Here is a 23,312-nt window from a genome sequence, read left to right as displayed (position 1 = left end):
CTGCCAAACCCTAGGAGATCATCATGACCAATCCTTTGACCAATCGCCCGACCCTGGCGGCACTCGCCTTCGCACTTTGCTCGACGGCGCTGTTCGCAGGAGGCGCGGCGCGGGCCGAAGATGCGATGAAGCCGGCGAACGCCATGGCAACAAACGCCATGAAACCGGCAACGGACGCAATGAAGCCGGCCGGCGCCATGGCGGCTGACGCGATGGCCACGACCGCGATGAAGGCGACAGATCCGATGAAGGCCGACTGCATGGCCAAGGCCGCCGCCGAGACGGACGCCATGAAGAAAGCCGAAGCGACCAAGGCCTGCGATGCCATGGCTCCGGCCAAATAGGCGATGCGCACAGCAATGTGAGAGCCCGGCGGACCTATCCGTCGTATAATCCACACCAGCATCATGGGAGATCAGACATGACGGGAGCCCTGAAACGATCGTCGATTTTCGCAAAAGCAGCACTTGCCGCGCTCATCCTCACGGCCGCCGCGGCCGTGCTCTGGCAGACGCCGGCAGTCTCGGCCGAAGACGCGGTGGTGATCCCGCCGCCGGCATTGGACGAGAAGGCCACCGCCGGCACCGAAAAGGCGGTCTTCGCCGGCGGCTGCTTCTGGGGTGTGCAAGGCGTGTTCCAGCACGTCAACGGCGTCACCAGCGCCGTTTCCGGCTATGCCGGCGGCGACAAGGACACGGCCGTCTATGAAATGGTCGGCACCAGCCGGACGGGCCATGCCGAATCCGTCGAGATCACCTACGAGCCGTCCGAGGTGACCTACGGCCAGCTGCTGCAGGTGTATTTCTCGGTCGCGCACAATCCGACGCAGCTGAACTACCAGGGGCCGGACAGCGGCACCCAGTACCGTTCGACGATCTTTGCCGAAAACGACACGCAGAAAAAGATCGCCGAAGGCTACATCGCCCAGCTCGACAAGGCCAAGGTGTTTCCCAAGCCGATCGTGACGACGCTGGAGACCGGCAAGACCTTCTATCCGGCCGAGGACTATCACCAGGACTTTCTGACGCTCAACCCGACCTATCCCTATATCGTCTACAACGATCTGCCCAAGGTCGAGAATCTGAAGCGGCTCTTCCCCAACCTCTACCGCGAAAAGCCGGTACTGGTGCTGGCCGCCAGCAAGAGCTGAGTTTTGCGGCGGGGCCTGCTGATCTCCCCCCTTGAGGGGGAGATGGCCGGCAGGCCAGAGGGGGTCGGTTCGGTTGGCGCGACGCGGTCCGGCATATCGAGGAAGACGAAGTTGGCACTCCACGCGCGGCGACCCCCTCTGTCGCTTTCAGCGACATCTCCCCCTCAAGGGGGGAGATCAGCAGTTTCCGCGCTTCGCACTACTCCCCCTTTTTCCAGGGCAGGCTCCAGCGCACCTTCTCCAGCGTCGCCTTTGCCTCGGCCGAGTCCGGGTCGGGCTCTGTCTCGCGATAATGCGCCGAGCCCTCAGGCGGGTAGGCAAGTGTGTTGTTGAGGGCGAATTTGTCGATCTGGCTGAAGTCGGGGAAAGGCAGGTTTTGCGCCTCGCGCCAATCGCTGACCCTTTTCTCCGCGGCGATGCGTTTTTCGTCGTCGACCGGAAGGTCGGTGGCTCTGTATTCCAGTGACGAAGGGAAGGCGAACTGCGCGCCGGCATCATCCATGATGTTGATCATGGACAACAGGATGTCCTCGCGGATGGCTTGAAAATCGGCCACGTCGGCGGTTTTGATATAAGTGAACACGTCGATATCGAGCGAATAGGCGCCGAAGCCGGCAAAGCGCACGCGGCACGGCTCATCGATGACGCGCGGATGGGCAATCAGCAACTTGCGCAGCTCGGCCAGGACGTAACGTAGCTGATCGGGCGTCGTTTCGTAGCGCAGCTGCAGCGTCGTCGCGAACCGGGTGCGGTCGCGATGCGCGTAGTTCTCGATCTGCATGCCGGCGAAATCCGAGTTTGGCACCGAGATGATCGTGCGGTCGAGCGACCGGATGCGGGTGGAGCGCATGCCGATATGCTCGATCGTGCCGGACTGGTCGCCGAACTTGCAGAAGTCGCCGACGCTGACCGGCCGGTCGGCATAGAGCGTCAGGCCGGAGAGGAAGTTCTGCAGCGTCGGCTGCGCCGCCAGCGCCACCGCCAGACCGCCGATGCCGAGACCGGCAATGACGCCTTCGTAGGGGATGGCGAGCACTTCGGCCAGCAGCAGGAAGGCGACGACCAGCACGGCGACGCGCGCCACGCCGGTGGACAGCGAAATCAGCGTGTCGTGATAGCCGGGCACCTGCCACAGTCCACGGTAATGGTCGGCGACCTTGCCGATCAGGTGCCAGACCACCGGCACGGCGCCAATCACGACCAGGCTCCAGGCGATTGCCTTGACCGGGGCGGCGACCACTTGCGGCAGACCGAGCGGGCGCAGCGTCAACAGCAGGAAGAGGCCAAGCACGATCGAGCGCACCGCCCATTCGACAATGCGGAAGAAGGCCGGGCTGTCCGTCCTTCGCACAAACAAGGAAATCAGCGCATTGGCGATGAAGCCGAAGACGATGCCGGCCAGTGCGGCAAGGCCGAGCATCCACCATTGCCAGTGCTCCATCGGGCCGGCGCGGGTGAGCAGGCCGGGGCTGATCTCGCGGGCGAGGCCACGGGCGATGAAGAACGGGTCGGTGCTGGCGAAGGCGGCGAATTCCGGCGCCACCGGCATGTCTTCGACATCGGCGTAGAGCGCGCGGATGTGGGCGAGCGTCTCGGGCGTGAACTGCCAGATCTTGCCCTTCTCAGTCTCGACTGGGCCGATGACGATGTTGCCGGCGGGATGCTCGAAATAGACGAAGGGGGTGTTGCTCTTCGGATCGTCGGGGATCTCCTGCCAATAGACGTAGCCGATGCGGTCGATGACCTTTTTGAGATAGCGCTCGAGCAGGAACGCCTCGTCGCCACGCACCGCCTGACTGTAGTTGCGCAGGTCGAGCGCCGCCTGGGCCGGGTCGCCGGCTTCGGTGAGGCCGCTCAACAGTACCTTGAACGTGTCGCGCGGCGAGGCGAGCCTGCTCGGATCGTCGACCATGTCGACGGCTTCGCCACGCGCTTCCTGGAATTCGGCGAGCTTTGCCTGGAGTTGGCCAAGTGGCGGCCCGACGATGAACCAGTCGCCATTCTTGCGGCGAAAAGTGACGGCGAAGGAGACCCTGGTGCCGTATTGCGGCAGCGTCGCCGTCACCTCGTCTCCGGAAATCGCATCATGCGGCAGGCTCCACAGACGGAACGTCGCGTTGTCGATGACGGTGAACAGAAGCTTGGTGTAATCGGGCATGTTGAGGCCGCCGCGGTCGGCCTCGGTGACGTCGACGAGACCCGCTGCCAGACCGGCAAGACCCATGCCGCCACCGGTGGCGCGCGGCACGTTGTCGGCGCCGCTCTCGTTCATCGTCTGCAGGAACGAGCGCATGGTGCTCATCGGGCTCGACTGGTCGACACGGACGTCCTCGACGGCGCTGACGCGCACACCTGTCCACCATTCGGCGGTGGCGGCATCGAAGCGGCCCATGAAGCTGCCGCCGTCAGGCGATTGGACGAAGGTGAAGGCGCCCTGGCGGTCGCCTTCGAACCAGTGGCCGACAAGCTTGTCGCCTTCGGCCTTGGCCTCGATACGGCCGTTATAAAGCGGGTACACGCCCTTTACGTCAGTGCCCGTCTGCTCGAACTTGATCTGGGCGCCGCCGCCGCGCCACTTCGTGTCCCACACGCCCGTCCAGTTGGCCGCGTCCTGGGCATGCGCCTGCGGCATGGCCGGCAGCAGGCCGGCAAGCGCGAGTGCGCCGATCAGCGCGACCGTCCGGATCAGCAAAAGCAGCAGCCGATCCTGTCCTGCCGCAGAAAAGGGGTTCATTCTGTTGCCCTTCTTCTTGCCGGCGATTCTGCTGGGCCGGCCAGAGAAGGTTATTCCGCTTGAAGATGAATATTCTGTTTCAGGCGACGGCGATACCGGTCAGTCATAGGTCAGATCCGTCGCCTTGCCGGCGAACACCCGGTAGGCAAAGAACGAATAGAAGATGATGATCGGCAGCACGACGACCGTCCCGACCAGGATGACGGCCAGGCTTTCGGGTGCCGAAGCAGCCTGCCAGATGGTCAGCCGGTCGGGCACCACGAAGGGGTAGAACGACCAGGCGAGGCCGGCAAAGCCGAGCGTGAAGATCGCGGCCAATGTCAGGAACGGGAGCAGCGCGTGGCGGTCGTCGGGCTTCGGCAGATGGAAGGTCTGGCGCCACAGCCACAGGAACAGCACTGCCGACAGGATCGGCAGCGGCGACAAATAGAGCATGGCCGGCCAGACGAACCATTTGTCGAAGATGCGCGCGCTGGCAAAGGGCGTGGCCAGCGATACCGCGACCATGCCGAGCGCGGTCAGCACCAACGCCGTGCGCAGCCACAGCACCGCCTTCTTCTGCAGATCGCCTTCGGTCTTATAGATGACCCAGGCCGCGCCCATCGCCGCGTAGGCCGCGGCAAGGCAGAGCGCCACCAGCGCGCCGAACGCCATGCCGCCAGGGCCGACGTCGAGGCCGAGCACATAGACGCCGAGCATATAACCTTGCGCCAGCGAAGCGATGACCGAGCCGAGGAAGAAGATGCGGTTCCAGCGGTGCTTCCTGCCGGCCGGCACCTTGGCGCGGAAATCGAAGGCGACGCCGCGCAGGATCAAGCCGACCAGCAGCACGAAGACCGGAATGTAGAGCGCCGTCAGAATGGTGCCGTGCGCCAATGGAAAGGCGACCAGCAGCAAGCCCACCGCCAGCACCAGCCAGGTCTCGTTAGCGTCCCAGAACGGGCCGATGGCGGCGATCATCGTATCCTGTTCGGTGTCTTCGGCTGCGGCGAACAGGATGCCGATGCCGAGATCGAAGCCGTCGAGGATGACGTAGATCAGGATAGCGAGGCCCATCAGGCCGGCGAAGATCAGAGGCAGCAGGGTCGGCCAGTCGAAGCTCATGATGTTTCTCCTGGTTGCGCAACCGGCTGCGACAGCGGCCTGTTCATGACGCCCGGTAGCGGCGAGGTGTCACCATCCTTCGCCGCCTTCAATGCCAGATGCACCAACACGCCGAGATAGGCGATCAAGAGCAGCACATAGAGGATGAGATAGACCGCGAGCGACAGCGCGATATGGCTGCCGGCGACCGGCCCGACAGCATCGGCGGTACGCAGCACGCCGGTGACCAGCCAGGGCTGGCGGCCGATCTCGGTGGTGTACCAGCCGGCCAGCGTCGCCAGCCAGCCGGACAGCGCCATCGGCACCATGACAAGCGCCAGCGGCTTGGGCAGGCCGTGGCGGCGCTTGAGGAAGAAGGCCGCCGACCAGGAGACGGCGAGCATCAGGAGGCCGGTGCCGACCATGATGCGAAAGCCCCAGAACACCGGAAATACCGGGGGATGGTTGCCGGCATAATCGTTCAGCCCCGGTACGATGCCGCCGGCGCTGTGCCTGAGGATGAGGCTGGCGCCATCGGGAATGATGAGCTCGAACCTGTTCTCCTTGGCCGCTTCATCGGGAAGCGCAAACAGCACCAGCGGCACGTTGGGACCGGTGTTCCAGTTGGCCTCCATCGCGGCGATCTTCTGCGGCTGGTGTTCCAGCGTGTTGAGGCCGTGCTGGTCGCCGGCAAAGATCTGGATCGGGATCAGGATCGCGGCGGTGAAGACGCCGGTGCGCAGCGCCTTCCACATCGATTCCGAGCGATCGCCGTAGAGATAGCGCAGCGCCGACAGGCCGGCGACCAGGAACGAGACGGTCAGGCCCGAAGCAAGCAGCATATGGACGAGCCGGTAGGGCATGGACGGATTGAAGACAACGGCCCACCAGTCGGTGGCGTGCGCAACACCATCGCGCATTTCGAAGCCGGCCGGCGTCTGCATCCACGAATTGAGCGCGATGATCCAGAAGGCGGACAAGGTGGTGCCGCCGGCCACCAGCACCGTCGCCAGTGTATGGACGCGGTTCGAGACACGGCGGAAGCCGAACAGCATGATGCCGAGGAACGCCGCCTCGAGGAAGAAGGCGGTCAAGATTTCGTAGGCCAGCAGCGGGCCGGCAATGTTGCCGACCGTCTCCATATAGCCCGGCCAGTTGGTGCCGAACTGAAAACTCATGGTGACGCCGGAAACCACGCCCATGGCGAAGGACAGCGCGAATACCTTAACCCAGGTGAAATAAGCGCGCATCCAGGCGGAATCGTTTGTCGCGTTGTAGCGGAGCTTGAAGAACAGCAGCACCCAGCCGAGCGCGATGGTGATCGCCGGGAACAGGATGTGGAACGAGATGTTCGCGCCGAACTGTATGCGCGACAGAATGAGCGGGTCCATGGCGGCTCCGGCTGCTGCTTGTTTGTTGAAGGATAGGCTTGATGCACCGGACGGTCAAAGCGGCGTCCCGCCGCGAGGCGGAACGCCGCAGTGCGGTTAATCTGCTTTTGCGTGGAATTTGGCTGGACGACCGGGCAGGTGTTGCCTATTCCGGCGAACCTCGATGGTCCAGAACTGTCAGGAGCGCCATTGACATCCGGATTTGCGAACCGACATTCAGCGGATTAAATCAACAACTCTGTTTCAAGCAGTCGTTTTCAGCCATGCAGCCGATCATCTCGATTTCCGGGGTCACCAAGACCTACGCCACCGGCTTCAAGGCGCTGAAGGAGATCAATCTCGACATCGTGCGCGGCGAGATCTTTGCGCTGCTCGGGCCGAATGGCGCCGGCAAGACAACGCTGATCTCGATCGTCTGCGGCATCGTCAACCGCTCGTCGGGTTCCGTCACCGTCGACGGCCATGACATCAACCGCGACTACCGCGCCGCGCGCAGTCTGATCGGGCTGGTGCCGCAGGAACTGACCATCGACGCCTTCGAGAGCGTGTGGGCGACGGTCAACTACAGCCGCGGCCTGTTCGGCAAGCCGGCGGACAAGGCGTTCGTCGAAAAGGTGCTGCGCGACCTGTCGCTCTGGGACAAGAAGGACGCCAAGGCGATCACGCTGTCCGGCGGCATGAAGCGCCGGCTGATGATTGCCAAGGCGCTGTCGCACGAGCCGCGCATCCTGTTCCTCGACGAACCGACGGCAGGCGTCGATGTCGAGCTGCGCCAGGACATGTGGGCGATGGTGCGCCGGCTGCGCGAAGACGGCGTCACCATCATCCTGACCACGCATTACATCGAAGAAGCCGAGGCGATGGCCGACCGCGTCGGCGTCATCAACCGCGGCGAGATCGTGCTGGTGGAGGACAAGGCCGAGCTGATGCGCAAGCTTGGCCGCAAACGGCTTGTGCTGGAACTGCGCAGTCCCCTGGCCACCGTTCCCGATACTTTTTCGCACTACGCGCTGGAGCTTTCGCCGGATGGCGGACAGCTGACCTATACTTATGACAACCAGAGCGAACGGCCGGGCGTCGCCTCGCTGATCCGCGAGCTCGAGGCGGCCGGCATCCAGTTCCGCGACATCGATACGGAAAACAGCTCGCTCGAGGAGATCTTCGTCAATCTGGTGAGGAAACCGGCATGAACCCGCGCGCGGCCATGAATCTTCATGCGGTATGGGCGATCTATCGGGTGGAGATGGCGCGCGCCCTTCGCACTGTGCTGCAGAGCATCGTTTCCCCGGTCATTTCGACGTCGCTCTATTTCGTCGTCTTCGGTTCGGCCATCGGCTCGCGCATCACCGAGATTGACGGCATCAGCTACGGCGCCTTCATCGTACCGGGGCTGATCATGCTGTCGCTGCTGACGCAATCGATCTCCAACGCCTCTTTCGCCATCTATTTTCCGAAATTCGTCGGCTCGATCTACGAATTGCTGTCCGCGCCGGTGTCCTATCTGGAGATCGTCATCGCCTATGTCGGGGGCGCGGCGACAAAGTCGATCGTGCTTGGCCTGATCATCCTGGCGACGGCCTCGCTGTTCGTGCCGCTGACGATCGAGCATCCGTTCTGGATGCTCGCCTTCCTGGTGCTGACGGCGGTGACCTTCAGCCTGTTCGGCTTTATCATCGGCATCTGGGCGAAGAGCTTCGAGCAGCTGCAGCTGGTGCCGCTGCTGATCATCACGCCGCTAACCTTCCTCGGCGGCAGCTTCTATTCGATCAACATGCTGCCCGGCATCTGGCGCACGGTGACGCTGTTCAACCCGGTGGTCTACCTGGTCAGTGGGTTCCGCTGGAGCTTCTACGGCAAGTCCGACGTTTCGGTCGGCGTCAGCCTCGGCATGACGGTGGTCTTCCTGCTCATCTGCATAGCGATCGTCGCCTGGATCTTCAGGACCGGCTACCGGCTGCGCAACTGATCGAACGGGCCTCGTCCAGGCGAAGCAGCCTTATCGATCGACCTTTCCTTGCCGAAGGCGACATAGGCCTGCGCCCGATGCCTGGAACCCGCGCTTGAATGCCTCGATCTTGCTTTTCATGCATTGTTATATATCATGTTATCGATGTTGGGATGAATTGACCTATGGAAGACGTCATACGATCGCTTGGCTTCCTGTGCCTGGGCAGCAGGCTGAAGCGTATAGGCGAGCAACTGCAAGCGGAGGCGCAGCGCCTGCTCGACAGGCTGGATGTCCCGGTTCAGGCGAGCCAATACCCGCTGCTGGCCGCGCTCGACAGGCTGGGTCCGCTGTCGGTCGGGGAACTGGCGCAATCCCTTGGCATCGCGCAGCCAGGCGTAACGCGAAGCGTCTCGCTTCTGGCCGGATTGGGACTGCTCGAGGTCAGTCCGTCGACCGATGACCAGCGGCGCAGGATCGTCTCGCTTACTCGGGACGGCCGGCGGCTGGTCGATGTCGCAAAGCGCGACGTCTGGCCTTGCATCGAGAACGTGGTTGCGGATTTGTGCGCAGGTTTTTCGGGGCCGCTTCTTGAGCAGCTGGCTGCCATCGAGGACGGCCTCGCCGCTGCCCCTCTCGACCGTCGTGTAAATAAGCCTGAGGGTGCCGCGCAATGAGACATCTGCTCGACCGCCCTATCTGGAGCGCGCTTCAGACGCGACATCGGGCCTTCGCGGAGGGTGACAACCTCGCCATGCGATATCGGCCGTCGATCGTCCCTTTCGCCGCCACTGGCGCGGACGACCCGGAAAGCCTGCGGGCGCTCGAAAACCTTGTCTCCCCGGGCGAGAGTGTGATCCTGCTTCAAGCGGACGCGATTGCTCTGCCCACGGGGCTTTCCGCGACTTCGACCGCAGCCGGGGTTCAGATGATCGCCGAGCAGCCATTGCAGATCGTCTCCGACCCGCGCGTGCATCGTCTGACCCGAGACGATGCTGCTGAGATGCTCGCCCTGGCATTGCTCACCAAGCCTGGCCCATTCACGCTCGAAGCCTTGAGCCTGGGCGATTTTTGGGGTGTGAAAATCGAGGGCAGGCTTGCGGCAATGGCCGGTGAGCGCACGAAGCAACCTGGCTATATCGAACTCAGCGGGGTGTGCTCACATCCGGAATTTCGCGGCGGTGGCCTGGGCAAGCTGCTGTCCCTATTCGTGGCAAACCGGATAGTGGCGCGCGGCGAAGTTCCCTATCTCCACGCCTATGCCAGCAACGCCGCGGCCATAGCGTTATACGAGTCCATCGGCTTCAGGTTGCGAAGCACAATGAATGTCGCCGTGGTTCAGCGCACCGAATGATTAGTCGGCGCATGATGCGCAGCATGGATGCATCCCGTATCTCAAGGAAGGATTTCGTGTCGCCGAAATCCTTCCTCGAGATGCAAGAGCTGGCTGCGTGTCAGACCGCGATCTTGCCGCCGCCTTGCCTGGTGATGGCAACGACCGCCGGGCGCACCGGCATGTCCGGCTTGAAGTCGGGCCAGCGCGTCGACAAATCCTCATAGTAGGACGGACGGCCGAAAGCCTCCCAGTCCTCGCCGCCGTCGCCCGGATGCTGGACGGCAACGAAGGCGGTCTGGTCGTCCGGCGCAAACAGGGGACCGCACATTTCGGCGCCGATCGGCACGCGGAAGAACAGCTTTGATGTCGCCCGTGCCGTCCCCTCCGTATCGACAGCCCACAGACCATCGGTGCGGCCGGTGGCTTTCGGGCCTTGGCCGTCGGTGGCGACCCAGAGGCGGCCGGCCGAATCGACCGCGCAATTATCCGGCATGCCGAACCAGCCATTGGCGGTGGTTGCGGTCGAGAAGGTGGCGCCGACGTCGGCCACAGCGGGATCGCCGCATTTCAGCAGGATTTCCCACCTGCCCTTTGTCGCGGTGAAATCACCGCCGTCCTCGACGATCTCGATGATGTGGCCAAAGGCATTTTCGGCACGCGGGTTGGCGGCGTCGACCTGGTCGGCCTTGCGCTTCGAATTGTTGGTCAGCATGACATAGACCCTGCCGTTGGTGGCATTGGGCTGGATGTCTTCCGGACGGTCCATCTTGGTGGCGCCGAGCAGGTCGGCGGCGCGGCGCGTCTCGATCAGCACGTCGGCCTGGCTGGCAAAGCCGTTCTCCGCCGTCAGCGGCCCTTGGCCGAAGACGATCGGCAGCCATTCGACCGAACCGTCCTCGGCGAACTTGGCGACATGCAAGGTGCCGTCGTCGAGCAAATCCATGTTGGCGGCGCGGTTGTCCGGATCGAACTTGCCTGTGGTGACGAACTTATACACATAGTCGAAGCGCTCGTCGTCGCCGAGATAGAAGACGACACGGCCATCCTTGGCGACGATCGATTCGGCGCCCTCATGCTTGAAGCGCCCCATCGCGGTGCGCTTCCTCGGCGCCGAAGTCGGAGCCTGGACGTCGACCTCGACGATCCAGCCGAAGCGGTTCGGCTCGTTCGGCTCCTTGCCGATGTCGAAACGGTCGTAATGCGCTGCCCATTCATAGGCACCTTCGGGAATGCCGAGGCGCTTGTAATTGGCGGCTTCCTTATGCCCCTGCGGCAGCTCGCCCGAGAAATAGCCGTGGATGTTCTCCTCGGCCATGACATAGGTGCCCCACGGCGTGACGCCGCCAGCACAATTGTTGACGGTGCCGATGACCTTCGTGCCGGTCGGATCGGCGCTGGTCTTGACGCGGTCGTGGCCGGCGACCGGGCCGGAGAGCGCGATCTCGGTGTTGGAGGTGATGCGGCGGTTGAGCTTGCCGTCGCGAACGACCTGCCATTTGCCTGATACCTTGCGTATCTCGACGATAGTGCCGCCATGCGCCGTCATCTCGACGTCGACTTGTTCCTTGCTGAGGGGCGCCTGCTTGGCCTTGCCGTCGACGATGGTGACGAGGCCCGGAAACATCAGGTGCGGATTGGTGTATTCGTGGTTGACCACCAGCAGGCCGTGCTCGGCCGAGCCGTCGATCGGGATATAGCCGACATAGTCGTTGTTGTAGCCGAATTGTCTGGCCTGGGCTTCCGCCGACTGTTTTCTCGGATCGAATTCCGGCGAATCGGCGAACAGCGGATCGCCCCAGCGCAGCAGTACATCGGCGTCATAGCCGGGTGCGACGTGATGCTTGTCGTCGATGCCGGCCTCGAGCTCGTCAAAAGCGAAGGCGGAGCCTTCGGCGGCGCGGGCGTTGTCGGCAGTGATCAGCGCCAGCGGGCTGACGGTAGCGGCTATGGCCGAGACGGCAAGCGAGCTCTTGAGGAAGCCGCGGCGCGAGAACCGCGCGGCGATGATCTCACCCATGGTGCGGTTGTCGGTGAGATTGGCTCCTGGCCCGTCGTTTTCCTCGAGCAGGCTGGTTCGGAAATGGGCGTCAGGGGTGCGATGTTCGGTCATAGGGCCTGCCTCTGGCTGGATGGATTGCTGGAGCGTGTTGCCTGGCCAGTCCGGTATCGCCGGCAGGTCACAGTTTGATGACATGCCGGCTAATTGCCACCTGCGATTTCGTATCCAACATCGGCCCCGCTTGACCGCGACCGTCGCTTCGGAAACAAGAGCTGCGGCAGGCGCGTAGGGACACATCGGGAGAGAACAAAAGTGAGTTTCTGGGGACTTGGGCAGCTCTGCGTTTCGACGGTGATCTTCCTGCTGGCGGCGATGGCCGCAAAACAGTGGGGGCTGGCGCCGAGCCTCGGCAAGATTGTGCTGACGTTGGCGCTCTATTCGCTGGGCAATCTGATCATGCTGAGGCTGATCCGTGAATTCGGCATGTCGGTGTCGTTCAGCCTGTCGGCGGTGATCCAGCTGGTGTCGGTGAATGTGGTGGCGCTGGTCTTCTTCGGCGAGCGCGTCAATGCCTTACAGGCAACCGGCATCGTGCTTGCCATCGCAGCTGTGGCGCTGATCACGCTCGGGCCCTATCTGCAAAGGCTGTAACTGCGATCGGGCCGATGAAGAAGATTGCAAGCAGACTGCGCAACTGGCTGGAGTTCCCGGTTCTGCTTGCCGGGCTGGTCATTGCCGGCGGGCTGTGGGGGTTCGAGGAGCTGATGGAGCTGGCGCGGGCCACCACGCCGCATGCCTTCGACACCGAAATCCTGCTTGCCTTCCGCGAGGCCGGGCAGCCCGACAATCCGATCGGACCGGCGTGGCTGGAAGGGGCGATGCGCGACATCACCAGCCTCGGCAGCGCCAGCGTACTGGTGGTGATCACGGCAGCAATGATCGTCTACCTGCTCCTTATCCGCAGGCCAGGCGCGGCGCTTCTCATGTTCGTCGCGGTAGCGGGCGGCCAGCTCCTGTCAAGCGTGCTGAAATTCGACATCGACCGGCCGCGCCCTGATCTGGTCTCGCATCTCGCCGATGTGGCATCGCTTTCGTTTCCGAGCGGCCACGCCATGCTGTCGGCGGTGACATATTTGACGCTGGGCAGCATGGCGGCGCGGTTTTTGCCCGGGCGGACAACGAAGATCTATGTACTCGGGCTGGCGGTGCTGACGACGGTGGTGGTCGGCATCAGCCGCATCTATCTCGGCGTCCACTGGCCGTCCGACGTATTGGCCGGCTGGTGCGCCGGCTTTGCCTGGGCGATGCTGTGCTGGCTTGCGGCACGGTTCCTGCAGCGATGGCTTGGGCGGGCCGACGGCACCTGACTCAAATCAGCCTGTTGATCAGGCCATGACCGCAGCCTGCCAGCAGGAAAACCATCGACAGCAAGGCTGTCGAGGTCGCCAACGCTTTGAATATCTTCACCCGCTCATCCTTTTGAAGTCGTGCCTGTGAAATCGGGATCGCAGTGGATGTCCCGCCAAACGATGCCGAGGTTTGTAGCATGACAGCGCATCGGCTGGCAAAGAGTGCTGCATGTTTGGAGGCAGACCATCAATCCTTGGTGCAGGAAGACGTCGCCGACCGCGCCAGCGCAGGAACTTCATCCTCGACTGTTCGGCGGTGCCGTTCTTCGATCAACGGCGGCCAATGTCATCGAGGGTGCGGCCCACAAGGCGAGCCGCGCCGGCGTTCGCTTCATTATATCAGGCGCTTCGCCGCAGATACGCCGCATGCTGATCAACCACGGCGTCAAGCGGCCGCTGGTGACTTATGCCGCCTCGATCACGGATCGCGGGCGCAGCTGAAGAAAGCCGCGCCCGCCGCCTGAGCCGATGGCTGGCTTAGTCGAGGCCCAATGCCGCGATCTCGCCGTCGTTCATCAGCGGCACGAAGATTGTCGACTTGCCGTCGGTGCCGATGTCGGCGCTGCCCGGCTTGAACGTCGCAACCGCTTGCGGCGTGCCGCCGGCTTTGTAGCGGTAGAGCGTGCCGGTCATATACGCGGTGGCGTAGATGCTGCCGCCGATGGCAACGACGCCATCGAGGTTGGCAAACTTTTCCGCGCCGGGCAGTGGCGAAACGGCCTTGGTAGCAAGATCGACCGAGAGCAGGCCGCCCGGCTCCGCGGTGCTGAAGTCGGGCTTGATGCCCTTGCCCCAGGAAGCGACGATCAGCCGGCCGCCATCGGCGAAGATGCCATTCGGCGAAGCAAGCGCCGCATCCCTGACGAACAGTTCGGGCCGGTCGCCGTCGATGCGATAGATCGTATCGGCAAGCATATCCGTGACGTAGATCTTGCCGGACGCGTCGGCGGTCACGTCGTTGAGGAAGACCGCGTTCGGCACGTCGATCGTCGATGTTAGCTTGCCGCTTGCGAGATCGACGACGCGCACATGGGTGATGTCGGCGACGTAGAGTTTGCCGCCGGCAATCGCCATGCCCTTGGGCGCGTCCATGCCGTCGGTCCAGTGTTGCGTGACTAGCTTGCCGTCCATCGACAGGATCGACAGATAGCCGTTGCCGTCGGCTTCGCCGGGATTACCGACGATGTTCGAGACGATAACGCGCTGGCCGGCGGCGTCGAACAGCGCCGATTCAGGCTGCTCGAGGCCGCCGGTGCGCCAGAGTTCAGCGGCCTGAACTGCCGGCGCGGCCGCGATGCCGACCAGGGCGAGAAGTATCGAGGTGAAGAGGCTCTTCATGGCTAGTCTCCTGTAATGGACTAGCGGAGAGCTAGGCCTTTCGATACTTTTCGGGAAGATCTATCAGGACTAGTACCGAAGGCTGATACCAAATCGTGCAAAAGAGGTGCATCCCATGAACGGCCTGATCTTCGAAGCGCTGAAGCGGACGCTTAAGGCAAAGGGCATCACCTATCGCGTCCTTGCCGAGCGGATGGGTGTTTCCGAGCCGACGGTGAAGCGCATCTTCCACGAGCGCAACTGCAAGCTCGACCGGCTGATGGAGATCTGCACTGCCGCCGGCGTAGAGTTGGAGAACGTGCTCGGCTCTATGAACAGAGGACCAGGACCCGCCAACCAGATCGCGCCGGAGATCGAGCGCAAGCTCGCCGGGCAGCCGGCACTGCTGTTCGTCTTTGTCATGCTTTCCGAGAAATTCACGCCCGAAGGCATCATGCGCTCACAAGGGCTGAGCGAGGCTTCGATGTTCCTCTATCTGCGCGAGCTCGAGGAACTCGGCCTGGTCGCGCTCGGTCGCGGCCTGTCGGCAAGGCTGCTGGTCGAGGCGCCGATCCAGTGGAATTTCGACGGGCCATTGCGGCCGCTGTTCGAGACGACCAACAAGAATTTCATCGGCTGGGCCATCACCCATCTTGAGCGCGAGTCGACGTTCGTCAGCTTCTCCAGGCGGATGCGGCCGGAAACGGCGGAAATGGTCAGGCGCGAGGCGGAGGAATTGGCGGAGCGCGCCAAATTGCTTGCTCATCACGACCAGCACACGACGCCCGAAGACGGACTGGTCGGCTACAAATGGACGTTTGCGTTCGGCGCAACGCCGTTCCCGGTGATCATGCCGATCGGGCCGCATCCGCGCGACGCAGGCGCACGGACGGACGATCGAGTTGCGGCTGCCGCAAACGGACGACGTCTGCCGGCCTAGGTCTAAATGCAGAACGACCGAGTCCGGGCTGTTGGCGGCAGCCAGTCTGACTGAGCTTCTTACCCCTGAGTATCGGCAGCAAACCGGTTCTCAGAGGGTCCCCTGCTCAAACACAAGATCGAGCGGCTATTCGGCGGTCTTGTTCGCCACCTTGTCATCCCAGACCATCTGCCGGTAGTCGAAGCCGTATTCCAGCGTCGGCTTGACAATACGGAAATAGGGCGACAGGTCGAAATCGCGCGGAGTGTAGAGCGAGTGATGGCGGATGTGCAGGATTTCCCTGCGCGAATAGCTCGACTGGGCCGAGGCACGGCCAGGCGCCCGCGTAATCTCCGGCAGGATCGGGTAGCGGATCAGGCCATAGGCCTCGGCAATCAGCGACGAGCAGATGGCACGCGTCGGGTCGCCGGAACCGAAAGCCAGCATGCGGCGGCGCCAGCGCACCGGCACCGGCGGCGTCGGCAAGAAGTAGCGCAGCATGTCGAATATGTTCTTGAGATCGTATCTGAGACCGAGCCTGCCGATCATGAAGGCGACGACCGCTTCGCGGTCATCCGGAGCCAGGCCACTCGCACGGCAGATGCGGGTGTTGTAGCTGCGATAGCGCGATAGCGGCACGGCGATGCAGCCATCGCCGAGCGTGACCTCGATCAGGCGCCGCCGCTCCGATCCGTCCTCCGGCTCCGGTAATGCATCGCCGACATAGAAGGCGGCATGCGACCAGGTCGACTGGGTGAGGTATTTGATCGCCGCCGAGATCTTCTGGTTACCTTCGATGAGCAGGATGTCGCCGGGCTCAAGCGTGCGGCGCAGCGTTTCGGCATCCGACGGCGTGTAAGGCTCGTAGCCGGACGATTCCTCCTGCAGCCGGCCTGCAAGCCAGCGGCCAAGTCGGTCAGAAGCGTGTCGCCGGGCTCGGTCATGCCAGACGGCGATTACCACAGGGCGGCAAATTAGACCATGATCAGCCCACGCCAGGCGCGCCGGCGTCTTCGTGCTGCGGTGCCGCTGTGAGATCTTCGCGCACCTTGCGGGCGAGCTTCCTCGTCGAGCGCTTCGGACTGTCGCCGAAAAGCTCGGCCGCCTCGGCGAGGCAGGTCTTTTTCAGGCCCTTTTCCGAGCGCTTCAGCAGCTTGGCAAGCAACCGCGTCTCCTCAGGGGGGCCGAGCGGTTGGTCCTCGGCATCTAGAAGCGCGCGCATGACGAACACATCGTGGATCTCGCCAAGCCGCTCGCCCAATTCGTCGACGGCCTTGCGCCGCGTCTTGATCGGCGTCGGCCACAGCCTGCCGAGCAGCGACAGGTGCATGCCATGCGTCTTGGCCGCCTTGCGCAGATCGTGAAAGTCATCGGCTTCGCCGCGCGAAGCCGCCTTGTCCAGCGCTTTCCTGGCGCGGCGCAAAGTGGTGCGCGCGCCTTCGGCGAGCACGTCGGCAGCCTGCTCCGGCTGGTCGGGCAGAGCGAGCTTGTCGATCCGGGCGACACCTTTCTCGCAAGCGGAAATCGCCGCGCCTATCGCAGCATCGAGGCCTGCTCCGCCATGCAGTTCATGCTGGCGCGCGACGAGCCTGTCACGCACGGCACCGAGGCCATCGCCGGCACTTTGCTCGGGAAAGCTTGCCGCCAGCCGGTCGATTGTTTCCACCAGTGCGGTCGCCTCGCGCGGGCCGGCAAGCAGGGCCGCCACCTGGCGGTAGCACTGATTCTCCGTCACGCAGAATGTTTCGTCTCCGGAACGGACAAGGCGCAGCAAGGCGCGGACGTTCTTCAGCCGTTTGCGGCATTTGTGCAGCCCCTGTTCGGGCCTGTCACGCGCGGCGTCCAGATGGACAAGCGCCTTGCCGATCTCCTCGGCGAAGATGCGCCTGACCTCTCCGGTCAGCGACATGCGCGGATCGATACGAAAGCTCATGCGACGATCTCCGGAATCCCCCCAAGGGCGAGCGACGCGTTGTAAAATCTCGGCTCGCCGGTGACTTCACGGCCGAGCCAATGTGGCAGCATTTCGTCCTGTACATCATCCGGCGTCTCGAGCTCGGCGATCACCAACCCCGCAAGCGTCCCGCCGAAGACATCGACTTCGTAGCGATAGCCGCGGTGTCTAACATGGTGGCGTGTCTTCTCGATGACATGTCCGATGGCAAAGGCCTGCATCTCCTGCGCCTCCGCCAAAGGTACCGGATATTCGAATTCATCGCGCTCGCGTGCCTGGCTGCCGAACTTGAGCGTCAGCTTGGCGGCCGCATCGTTGCTGATGCGCACACGCACCGTGCGGCTGGGTTCGGCGACTAGGTAGAATTGACGGATATGAATGTCCGCCTCGACCATTGCCCGCCATTCGTCACCTGAGACCAGGAACTTACGCTCGATTTCCTTGCCCATGGCCAGGCACTAAAGCGCGCACGGCCAGAGTTGGCAAGCCGCTTGACCGCACTTGACTTTAATCATTCGATTGATTAAATTGTTGGCCATGATCAAATCGCCCAGCGCCAGCGGCCTTCCTCATGAGGCGCCCAAGACCGCCGCGGATATGACGCGGACGGCACTCGTGCGCGCGGCGCTGAAGCTGTTCGGACGCCAGGGTTTCGACGGCACGTCAACGCGCCAGATCGCGGCTGAGGCCAAGGCCAATATCGGCTCGATCGCCTATCATTTCGGCGGCAAGGAAGGGCTCCGCAACGCCGCGGCCGACTACATCGTCGACACCATCCAGACCGTTGCCGGCCAGGCGATCGGCAATCTGCAAGCGCCGGCCGCGGCATTGGCGGACACCGAGGCCGCGCGGGCACATTTGGCCGTCGCACTGGAGCGGATGGTCGCCTTCATCGCGGCAAGGCCGGAAGCCGGCGAGATTGTACAGTTCGTCCTGCGTGAGCTGTCGCATCCAACCGCCGCGCTCGACCGTATCTATGATGGCGTGTTCGAACCGGCGCATCACCGACTCTGCCTGATCTGGGAACAGGCGACGGGCGAGCCGGCCGAGAGCGAGCGCACTAAACTCACCGTATTTACGCTGATCGGCCAGGTCGTCTATTTCCGCATCGGCCGCGAGGCAGTTATGCGCCGGATGGGCTGGCGCGAGATCGGCGACGACGAGGCCGGCAAGATCGCGGCAACAATAACCGACAATCTCAGCGCGATTTTAGCTCGGCGCGATTTGGCTGTCCGGAAGGATCGTGGATCATGAGCCTGCTCTGTTCTTTGCCGTTTGCCGCCCAGCTTTTCAGCGCCTGCGCGCCGGCAGCACCGCTCGCCGTCGGCTACGTCGAGGGCGACTACGTCCTGCTCGCGCCGATCGAGGTGGCGCAGGTCGAGACGATTGCGGTCAAGCGCGGCGACCGCGTCGCGCCCGGCACGCCGGTGGTGACGCTGGAAAACGCCGACGCCAAGATCGCCATCGCACAAGCCGAGGCGGCCCTTGCGCAGGCCCAGGCGCAACTTGCCGACCTACAGGTCGGCAAGCGGCCGGAAGAGATTGCGGTGCTCAAGGCGCAGGTCGACATGGCCAAGGCGCAAGCCGCCGACGCCAAACGCCGTTACATCCGCGCCAGCGATCTGTTCAAACGCGGCACCGGCACACAGGCCGACTACGACACGGCTTCCGCGACGCTGGAGACGGCCAACGCGCAGGTCGGCCAGGCGGAGGCCAATCTCGCGGTCGGCGGCCTGCCGGCACGGCCCGAGACTATCAAGGCCGCCGACAATCAGGTCAGGCAGGCGCAATCGGCGCTGGAGCAAGCGCAATGGCGGCTGTCGAAGCGCGTGCTGACGGCGCCTTCGCCCGGCCGGGTCAACGACGTGATCCGCAATCCCGGCGATACGGCCGGGCCGACGGCACCGGTTATCTCGATACTGCCGGACGGCGCGGTGAAGCTCAGCGTCTATGTGCCGGAAAGCGCGTTCTCCTCGGTCGACGTCGGCACGCTGCTCAACGTCCATTGCGACGGCTGCGGGTCGGGCGTGAAGGCACGCGTCAGCTATGTGTCGCCCGATCCGGAATTCACGCCGCCGGTGATCTACTCGCTCGAGACCCGGCAAAAGCTGGTCTATCTGGTCGAAGCGCGGCCGGAGGGCGACGCCAGCGCCTTGCAGCCCGGGCAGATCGTCGACGTCGATCTGGCGGACATCGGAAAATGAACGTCATCGACGTGCACGGCCTGGTCAAACGCTTTGGCGACAAGACCGTCGTCGATCATGTGACTATGGCTGTGGCCGAGGGCGAGATCGTCGGCTTCCTCGGGCCGAACGGCTCGGGCAAGACGACGACCATCCGCATCATGTGCGGCTTGCTGACGCCGGATGAGGGCGAAGGCACGGTTCTGGGCTTCGACATCCGCACCGACAGCCTGCGGATCAAACGCGAAGTCGGCTACATGACGCAGAGATTCTCGTTCTACGAAGATCTGACGATCGGCGAGAATCTCGAATTCGTGGCTCGGCTGTACCGGCTGAAGCCGCTCGACGAGCACGTGGCTAAGACGCTTGAGGAGCTCGGCCTGACATCGCGCAGGAACCAGTTGGCCGGTACCCTGTCCGGCGGCTGGAAGCAGCGGCTGGCGCTGGCCGCCTGCATCATGCACAAGCCGAAACTGCTGCTGCTCGATGAACCGACGGCGGGCGTCGACCCGAAAGCGCGACGCGAATTCTGGGACGAGATCCACCGGCTGGCGAGCGGCGGCCTGACCGTGCTGGTCTCCACCCATTACATGGATGAGGCCGAGCGCTGCCATCGCATCAGCTACATCTCCTACGGCAAGATGCTGGCCACCGGCACGGTCGAGGACGTGGTGAGGAATGCCGGGCTGACCACCTTCGTCCTGCAAGGGCCGCGGCTCGATCAGGTCGCTGCCGCACTTCATGGCCGCCCCGGCGTCGACCAGGTGGCGCCGTTCGGCGCGACGCTGCATGTCGTCGGCTCCGACAGGACGGCACTTCAGGCAGCGCTCGCCGATGTCGAGAAAGAGCACGAGGGCGTTACGGTGACGCCCGGCGAGACCAGCCTGGAGGATGTGTTCATCCAGTTCATGTCCGGTTCGAAGGACAACATGGGATGAAAAATGGGATAAACAGCATCTTTTCGTTCGCCAGGCTAGGCGCGCTGCTGATCAAGGAGTTCATCCAGATGCGGCGCGACCGCATCACCTTCGCCATGATGCTCGGCGTGCCGTTGATGCAGCTGGTGCTGTTCGGCTATGCCATCAACAACGATCCGAAGAGCCTGCCGGCAGCGCTGGTGGCGATGAGCAGCGATCCTTACACACGAGCCATGGTTTCGGCGCTGCAGACCACCGGCTATTACCGCTTCGACCACGTCGCGCAAAGTGCCGCCGAAGCCGAATTCCTGATGGCGCGCGGCGACGTCGCCTTCGTCGTCACCATTCCCGCCGATTTTGCCCGGCGGGTCGAGCGCGGCGACAGCCCGCAGATTCTGATCGAGGCGGATGCGACCGATCCGGCCGTCGCCAGCGGCGCCATCTCGACGCTCGGCACCGTCGCCAACCAGGCGCTGCTCAGGGCACGCGGCATGCAGGAAACGGCGGCCGAGGCTGCCCGGGGCCAGCTCCAGGTGGTGGTGCACCGGCGCTACAATCCGGAAGCCGTCTCGCAATACAACATCGTGCCCGGCCTGCTCGGCGTCATCCTGCAGATGACGATGGTGATGATGACCTCGATCGCGCTGACGCGCGAGACCGAGCGCGGCACGATGGAGAACCTTCTGGCGATGCCGTCAAGCCCGCTCGAGATCATGCTGGGCAAGGTGCTGCCCTATCTCGCGGTCGGCGCCGTGCAGGTGCTGGTGGTGCTGGCAGCCTCGAAGCTTCTGTTTGCCATCCCCTTCACCGGGTCGATGTCGCTGCTGTTGACGGCGGTCCTGATCTTCGTCTTGGCGCTGGTGCTGCTCGGCTACACGATCTCGACGATCGCCCGCACGCAAATGCAGGCCCTGCAGCTCACTTTCTTCTTCTTCTTGCCGTCGATCATGCTGTCCGGCTTCATGTTCCCCTATCGCGGCATGCCGGACTGGGCGCAGGTCTTTGGCGAGGTGCTGCCGCTGACGCACTTCCTGCGCATCATCCGCGCGGTGATGCTGAAGGGCGCCGAACTGCCGGCGGTGGCAACGGAAATCGGTTGGCTGGTGGTGTTCGTGGCGCTGTTCGCCGGTATTGCGCTGGTGCGGTTCCGCCGGACGCTGGATTAGGGTCGAACTCGATCCGCTTGTGCAAATGATCGAGATTCACACGGACTCGGCCTGGCTCGGGACCGGTGTCAATTCAGGCGCATTGAGCCCTTCGAAGGGATCGCGCCAGGCGTCGATTTCTTCGAGTTGAAGATACCAGCGACTGACAGAGGGATAGTCATCGAGCGGCAATCGGGCGACATCGTTGAAGGGCAGAAACGTCGCCATTCGAAAGTCGGCGTAGGAAACCGAATTGCCGACCAGCCAGTCGCGCTCAGAAAGCTCGGCATCAAGTATTGCAGCGGCGGTACTGAAGTCCCTCAGGCCCTCCTCAACCCGCGCCTGATCTATCGGGCCGAGCCCATAGCGCTGTTTGGTCCCGCGTTCGAAATGCACGACATCGCAGGCTCGTGCGAAGTTCTCTTTCCCCCAACTCAGCCATCGGATCATCTCGGGCTCGTCGTCGCCAGCGCGCCAGAAATCCGAATGCATATCGCGCGAAAGCCGACAGGCTATGGCGTCGGCCTCCCAGAGGCTTTTTCCCGAACCTATAAGGATGGGCAATGAAAGATTAGGATTGAGCGGCCGAAATCGCTCGGCCTGGCCCGGAGCGAAGGGAGAGGCGAATTCAAACTCGACCTTGGCGTTGAGATACCGTGCCACCGCGACCGCGAGGCGAGGATTGGGATTGCGGCTGAAGAACAGTTTCATTGATCTCAGTCTTTGAAGGGTACCGGTTCGACCGGGTGCAACGGACGCTTGAGCACCTCGAATCGGCACATGAGCTGGAACTGGTTGCTATCCTAGCCGGCAGCAATGATCTCGGCATAGGTGCTGAGATCGACATTGCCGCCGGAGAGCACCACGGCAATGCATTTGCCGGCAAGGTCGATTTCGCCTGACGACAGCGCGGCCAAGCCGACGCAACCGCCAGGTTCGACCACCAGCTTCAGACAAGCCATCGCGTCGCGCATCGCCTGTGTCACCGCGCTGTCGGAAACGGCGATGGCGCCGGCGAGATTCTTGCGGTTGATTTCGAAAGTGATCGCGCCGGGCTCGGCGACGAGAAGGGCATCGCAGATCGAGGTGTGGCCGGGCGCGTTCGACACCCTGGCGCCTTTGATCAGCGAGCGGCGTGTGTCGTCGAAATGCTCGGGTTCCACGGCCAAGACGGCGGTGCCCGGCGAGGCGTCCTTGACCGCGATCGAAATGCCGCTGCTCAACCCGCCGCCGCCGCAGGGAACCACTACCGCATCGAGGCTGACGCCAAGCGCTCTTGCTTGGCGCATCAATTCGAGGCCGATCGTGCCCTGGCCGGCGATGATGGCCGGATCGTCGTAGGGCGGCACCAGGACCATGCCCTTTTCCACGTAAGAACGGACGACGGCAGTGCGATCGTCGCGGACCCGGTCGAAGGTGATCACTTCGGCGCCCATCTTCCTGACATTGCCGACCTTCATCGCCGGCGCGTCGGTAGGCATGGCGATTACGGCCTTGACGCCGAACATCGCCGCCGCGGCGGCGACGCCTTGCGCGTGATTACCCGACGAGAAGGCGACGACGCCGCGGGCGCGTTCTTCCGCCGAGAGCGAGGAGAGCTTGTTGTATGCACCGCGGAACTTGAACGAGCCGGTGCGCTGCAACGTCTCGGGCTTGAACAGGATCCTGGCGCCGAAGCGCTTGTTCAACTCCGGCGATTCGATCAGCGGCGTTTCGACGATCAGTCCGGACAATCGCGCTGCTGCGCTGTGAATATCGGCGATGCCGGGAGGGGTGGTCATGGCTAGGGTCCTGCAAGAGATGAGACCGCCTATGCTGCACGGAAAGGGA

Annotated in this window: 22 protein-coding genes and 2 pseudogenes; 14 read left to right on the top strand and 10 right to left on the bottom strand. The window is 63.4% G+C overall.

The features are described from left to right. The first annotated feature begins 23 nt into the window (after positions 1–23). Both NKJ32_RS18040 and msrA read left to right on the top strand, forming a co-directional pair. Positions 24–344, top strand: a complete 321-nt coding sequence (locus NKJ32_RS18040) for a hypothetical protein (protein ID WP_352571561.1) — start codon at positions 24–26, stop codon at positions 342–344. 77 nt (positions 345–421) lie between these two features. Next, positions 422–1,150: a peptide-methionine (S)-S-oxide reductase MsrA gene (gene msrA, locus NKJ32_RS18035; RefSeq protein WP_352620820.1), complete on the top strand. Its 729-nt coding sequence runs from the start codon at positions 422–424 to the stop codon at positions 1,148–1,150. 199 nt (positions 1,151–1,349) lie between these two features. Here msrA and NKJ32_RS18030 read toward each other — a convergent pair whose 3' ends face one another. The 3 genes from NKJ32_RS18030 to NKJ32_RS18020 form a co-directional block, all read right to left on the bottom strand. Further along, positions 1,350–3,884 (bottom strand): mechanosensitive ion channel family protein, encoded by a 2,535-nt coding sequence (locus NKJ32_RS18030; RefSeq protein WP_352620822.1) that lies wholly within the window; start codon positions 3,882–3,884, stop codon positions 1,350–1,352. 99 nt (positions 3,885–3,983) lie between these two features. Continuing rightward, positions 3,984–4,988, bottom strand: coding sequence for a cytochrome d ubiquinol oxidase subunit II (locus NKJ32_RS18025; RefSeq protein ID WP_352571564.1), 1,005 nt, complete (start codon positions 4,986–4,988; stop codon positions 3,984–3,986). Beyond that, positions 4,985–6,358: a cytochrome ubiquinol oxidase subunit I gene (locus NKJ32_RS18020; RefSeq protein WP_352591691.1), complete on the bottom strand. Its 1,374-nt coding sequence runs from the start codon at positions 6,356–6,358 to the stop codon at positions 4,985–4,987. The genes NKJ32_RS18025 and NKJ32_RS18020 overlap by 4 nt, the downstream gene beginning before the upstream one ends. 263 nt (positions 6,359–6,621) lie before the next feature. On the opposite strand from NKJ32_RS18020, the gene NKJ32_RS18015 reads away from it, so the two are divergent. From NKJ32_RS18015 to NKJ32_RS18000, 4 genes are all read left to right on the top strand, one after another. Next, positions 6,622–7,548: an ABC transporter ATP-binding protein gene (locus NKJ32_RS18015; protein WP_352457877.1), complete on the top strand. Its 927-nt coding sequence runs from the start codon at positions 6,622–6,624 to the stop codon at positions 7,546–7,548. Positions 7,549–7,562: 14 nt separating this feature from the next. Next, complete coding sequence (locus NKJ32_RS18010) at positions 7,563–8,324, top strand: ABC transporter permease (protein ID WP_352451914.1); 762 nt, start codon at positions 7,563–7,565, stop codon at positions 8,322–8,324. A gap of 164 nt (positions 8,325–8,488) precedes the next feature. Then, the gene (locus NKJ32_RS18005; protein ID WP_023679020.1) at positions 8,489–8,980 is read left to right on the top strand and encodes a MarR family winged helix-turn-helix transcriptional regulator; all 492 of its coding nucleotides are present in this window, start codon (positions 8,489–8,491) and stop codon (positions 8,978–8,980) included. Then, positions 8,977–9,657 (top strand): GNAT family N-acetyltransferase, encoded by a 681-nt coding sequence (locus NKJ32_RS18000; RefSeq protein WP_352828333.1) that lies wholly within the window; start codon positions 8,977–8,979, stop codon positions 9,655–9,657. Before NKJ32_RS18005 ends, NKJ32_RS18000 begins: the two co-directional genes overlap by 4 nt. A gap of 100 nt (positions 9,658–9,757) precedes the next feature. Here NKJ32_RS18000 and NKJ32_RS17995 read toward each other — a convergent pair whose 3' ends face one another. Continuing rightward, positions 9,758–11,749, bottom strand: coding sequence for a PhoX family protein (locus NKJ32_RS17995; protein WP_352571568.1), 1,992 nt, complete (start codon positions 11,747–11,749; stop codon positions 9,758–9,760). A gap of 201 nt (positions 11,750–11,950) precedes the next feature. Between NKJ32_RS17995 and NKJ32_RS17990 the strand changes: the two genes are divergently transcribed. The 3 genes and pseudogenes from NKJ32_RS17990 to NKJ32_RS17980 all read left to right on the top strand — a co-directional run. Further along, positions 11,951–12,289 (top strand): hypothetical protein, encoded by a 339-nt coding sequence (locus NKJ32_RS17990; protein ID WP_023679017.1) that lies wholly within the window; start codon positions 11,951–11,953, stop codon positions 12,287–12,289. A 14-nt stretch (positions 12,290–12,303) separates the two neighbouring features. After that, positions 12,304–13,005 (top strand): phosphatase PAP2 family protein, encoded by a 702-nt coding sequence (locus NKJ32_RS17985; protein WP_352620827.1) that lies wholly within the window; start codon positions 12,304–12,306, stop codon positions 13,003–13,005. A 259-nt stretch (positions 13,006–13,264) separates the two neighbouring features. Next, a pseudogene (locus NKJ32_RS17980) lies at positions 13,265–13,488 on the top strand (sodium-independent anion transporter); the annotation flags it as partial. Positions 13,489–13,524: 36 nt separating this feature from the next. Here the strand turns inward: NKJ32_RS17980 and NKJ32_RS17975 are convergent. Then, positions 13,525–14,385, bottom strand: a complete 861-nt coding sequence (locus NKJ32_RS17975; protein WP_352575306.1) for an SMP-30/gluconolactonase/LRE family protein — start codon at positions 14,383–14,385, stop codon at positions 13,525–13,527. Positions 14,386–14,500: 115 nt separating this feature from the next. Here NKJ32_RS17975 and NKJ32_RS17970 point away from each other — a divergent pair, with 115 nt between their 5' ends. Continuing rightward, positions 14,501–15,304 carry a helix-turn-helix domain-containing protein gene (locus tag NKJ32_RS17970; protein WP_352575308.1) on the top strand — a complete coding sequence of 268 codons (804 nt, stop codon included), beginning with the start codon at positions 14,501–14,503 and terminating at the stop codon, positions 15,302–15,304. A 126-nt stretch (positions 15,305–15,430) separates the two neighbouring features. On the opposite strand, the pseudogene NKJ32_RS17965 reads toward NKJ32_RS17970, so the two are convergent. The 3 genes and pseudogenes from NKJ32_RS17965 to NKJ32_RS17955 all read right to left on the bottom strand — a co-directional run bounded on the left by NKJ32_RS17965 (position 15,431) and on the right by NKJ32_RS17955 (position 17,686). Further along, positions 15,431–16,227: pseudogene (locus NKJ32_RS17965) on the bottom strand (C40 family peptidase). A 41-nt stretch (positions 16,228–16,268) separates the two neighbouring features. Next, the gene (locus tag NKJ32_RS17960) at positions 16,269–17,216 is read right to left on the bottom strand and encodes a CHAD domain-containing protein (RefSeq protein ID WP_352828329.1); all 948 of its coding nucleotides are present in this window, start codon (positions 17,214–17,216) and stop codon (positions 16,269–16,271) included. After that, positions 17,213–17,686 carry a CYTH domain-containing protein gene (locus tag NKJ32_RS17955; RefSeq protein ID WP_352571575.1) on the bottom strand — a complete coding sequence of 158 codons (474 nt, stop codon included), beginning with the start codon at positions 17,684–17,686 and terminating at the stop codon, positions 17,213–17,215. Before NKJ32_RS17955 ends, NKJ32_RS17960 begins: the two co-directional genes overlap by 4 nt. Before the next feature lie 88 nt (positions 17,687–17,774). Here NKJ32_RS17955 and NKJ32_RS17950 point away from each other — a divergent pair, with 88 nt between their 5' ends. The 4 genes from NKJ32_RS17950 to NKJ32_RS17935 are packed head-to-tail and all read left to right on the top strand — an operon-like array spanning position 17,775 to position 21,503. Beyond that, on the top strand, positions 17,775–18,491 hold the full coding sequence (locus NKJ32_RS17950; protein ID WP_352571576.1) for a CerR family C-terminal domain-containing protein: 717 nt from the start codon (positions 17,775–17,777) through the stop codon (positions 18,489–18,491). Beyond that, positions 18,488–19,441, top strand: coding sequence for an HlyD family secretion protein (locus tag NKJ32_RS17945; RefSeq protein WP_352571577.1), 954 nt, complete (start codon positions 18,488–18,490; stop codon positions 19,439–19,441). The genes NKJ32_RS17950 and NKJ32_RS17945 overlap by 4 nt, the downstream gene beginning before the upstream one ends. Continuing rightward, complete coding sequence (locus NKJ32_RS17940) at positions 19,438–20,358, top strand: ABC transporter ATP-binding protein (RefSeq protein WP_023679007.1); 921 nt, start codon at positions 19,438–19,440, stop codon at positions 20,356–20,358. Before NKJ32_RS17945 ends, NKJ32_RS17940 begins: the two co-directional genes overlap by 4 nt. An 8-nt stretch (positions 20,359–20,366) precedes the next feature. After that, a complete protein-coding gene (locus NKJ32_RS17935; RefSeq protein WP_023679006.1) occupies positions 20,367–21,503 on the top strand; it encodes an ABC transporter permease in 1,137 nt (378 codons plus the stop codon). A gap of 36 nt (positions 21,504–21,539) precedes the next feature. On the opposite strand, the gene NKJ32_RS17930 is transcribed toward NKJ32_RS17935, so the two are convergent. Together NKJ32_RS17930 and NKJ32_RS17925 are read right to left on the bottom strand one after the other, a co-directional pair. After that, positions 21,540–22,193: a glutathione S-transferase family protein gene (locus NKJ32_RS17930; protein WP_352828325.1), complete on the bottom strand. Its 654-nt coding sequence runs from the start codon at positions 22,191–22,193 to the stop codon at positions 21,540–21,542. Positions 22,194–22,285: 92 nt separating this feature from the next. Then, a complete protein-coding gene (locus NKJ32_RS17925) occupies positions 22,286–23,263 on the bottom strand; it encodes a threonine ammonia-lyase (protein WP_352571579.1) in 978 nt (325 codons plus the stop codon). Positions 23,264–23,312: the final 49 nt, after the last annotated feature.

The sequence above is a fragment of the Mesorhizobium sp. M0159 genome (assembly GCF_040322295.1).
Classification (GTDB): domain Bacteria; phylum Pseudomonadota; class Alphaproteobacteria; order Rhizobiales; family Rhizobiaceae; genus Mesorhizobium.
This window is presented reverse-complemented; position numbering and strand designations above follow the sequence as displayed.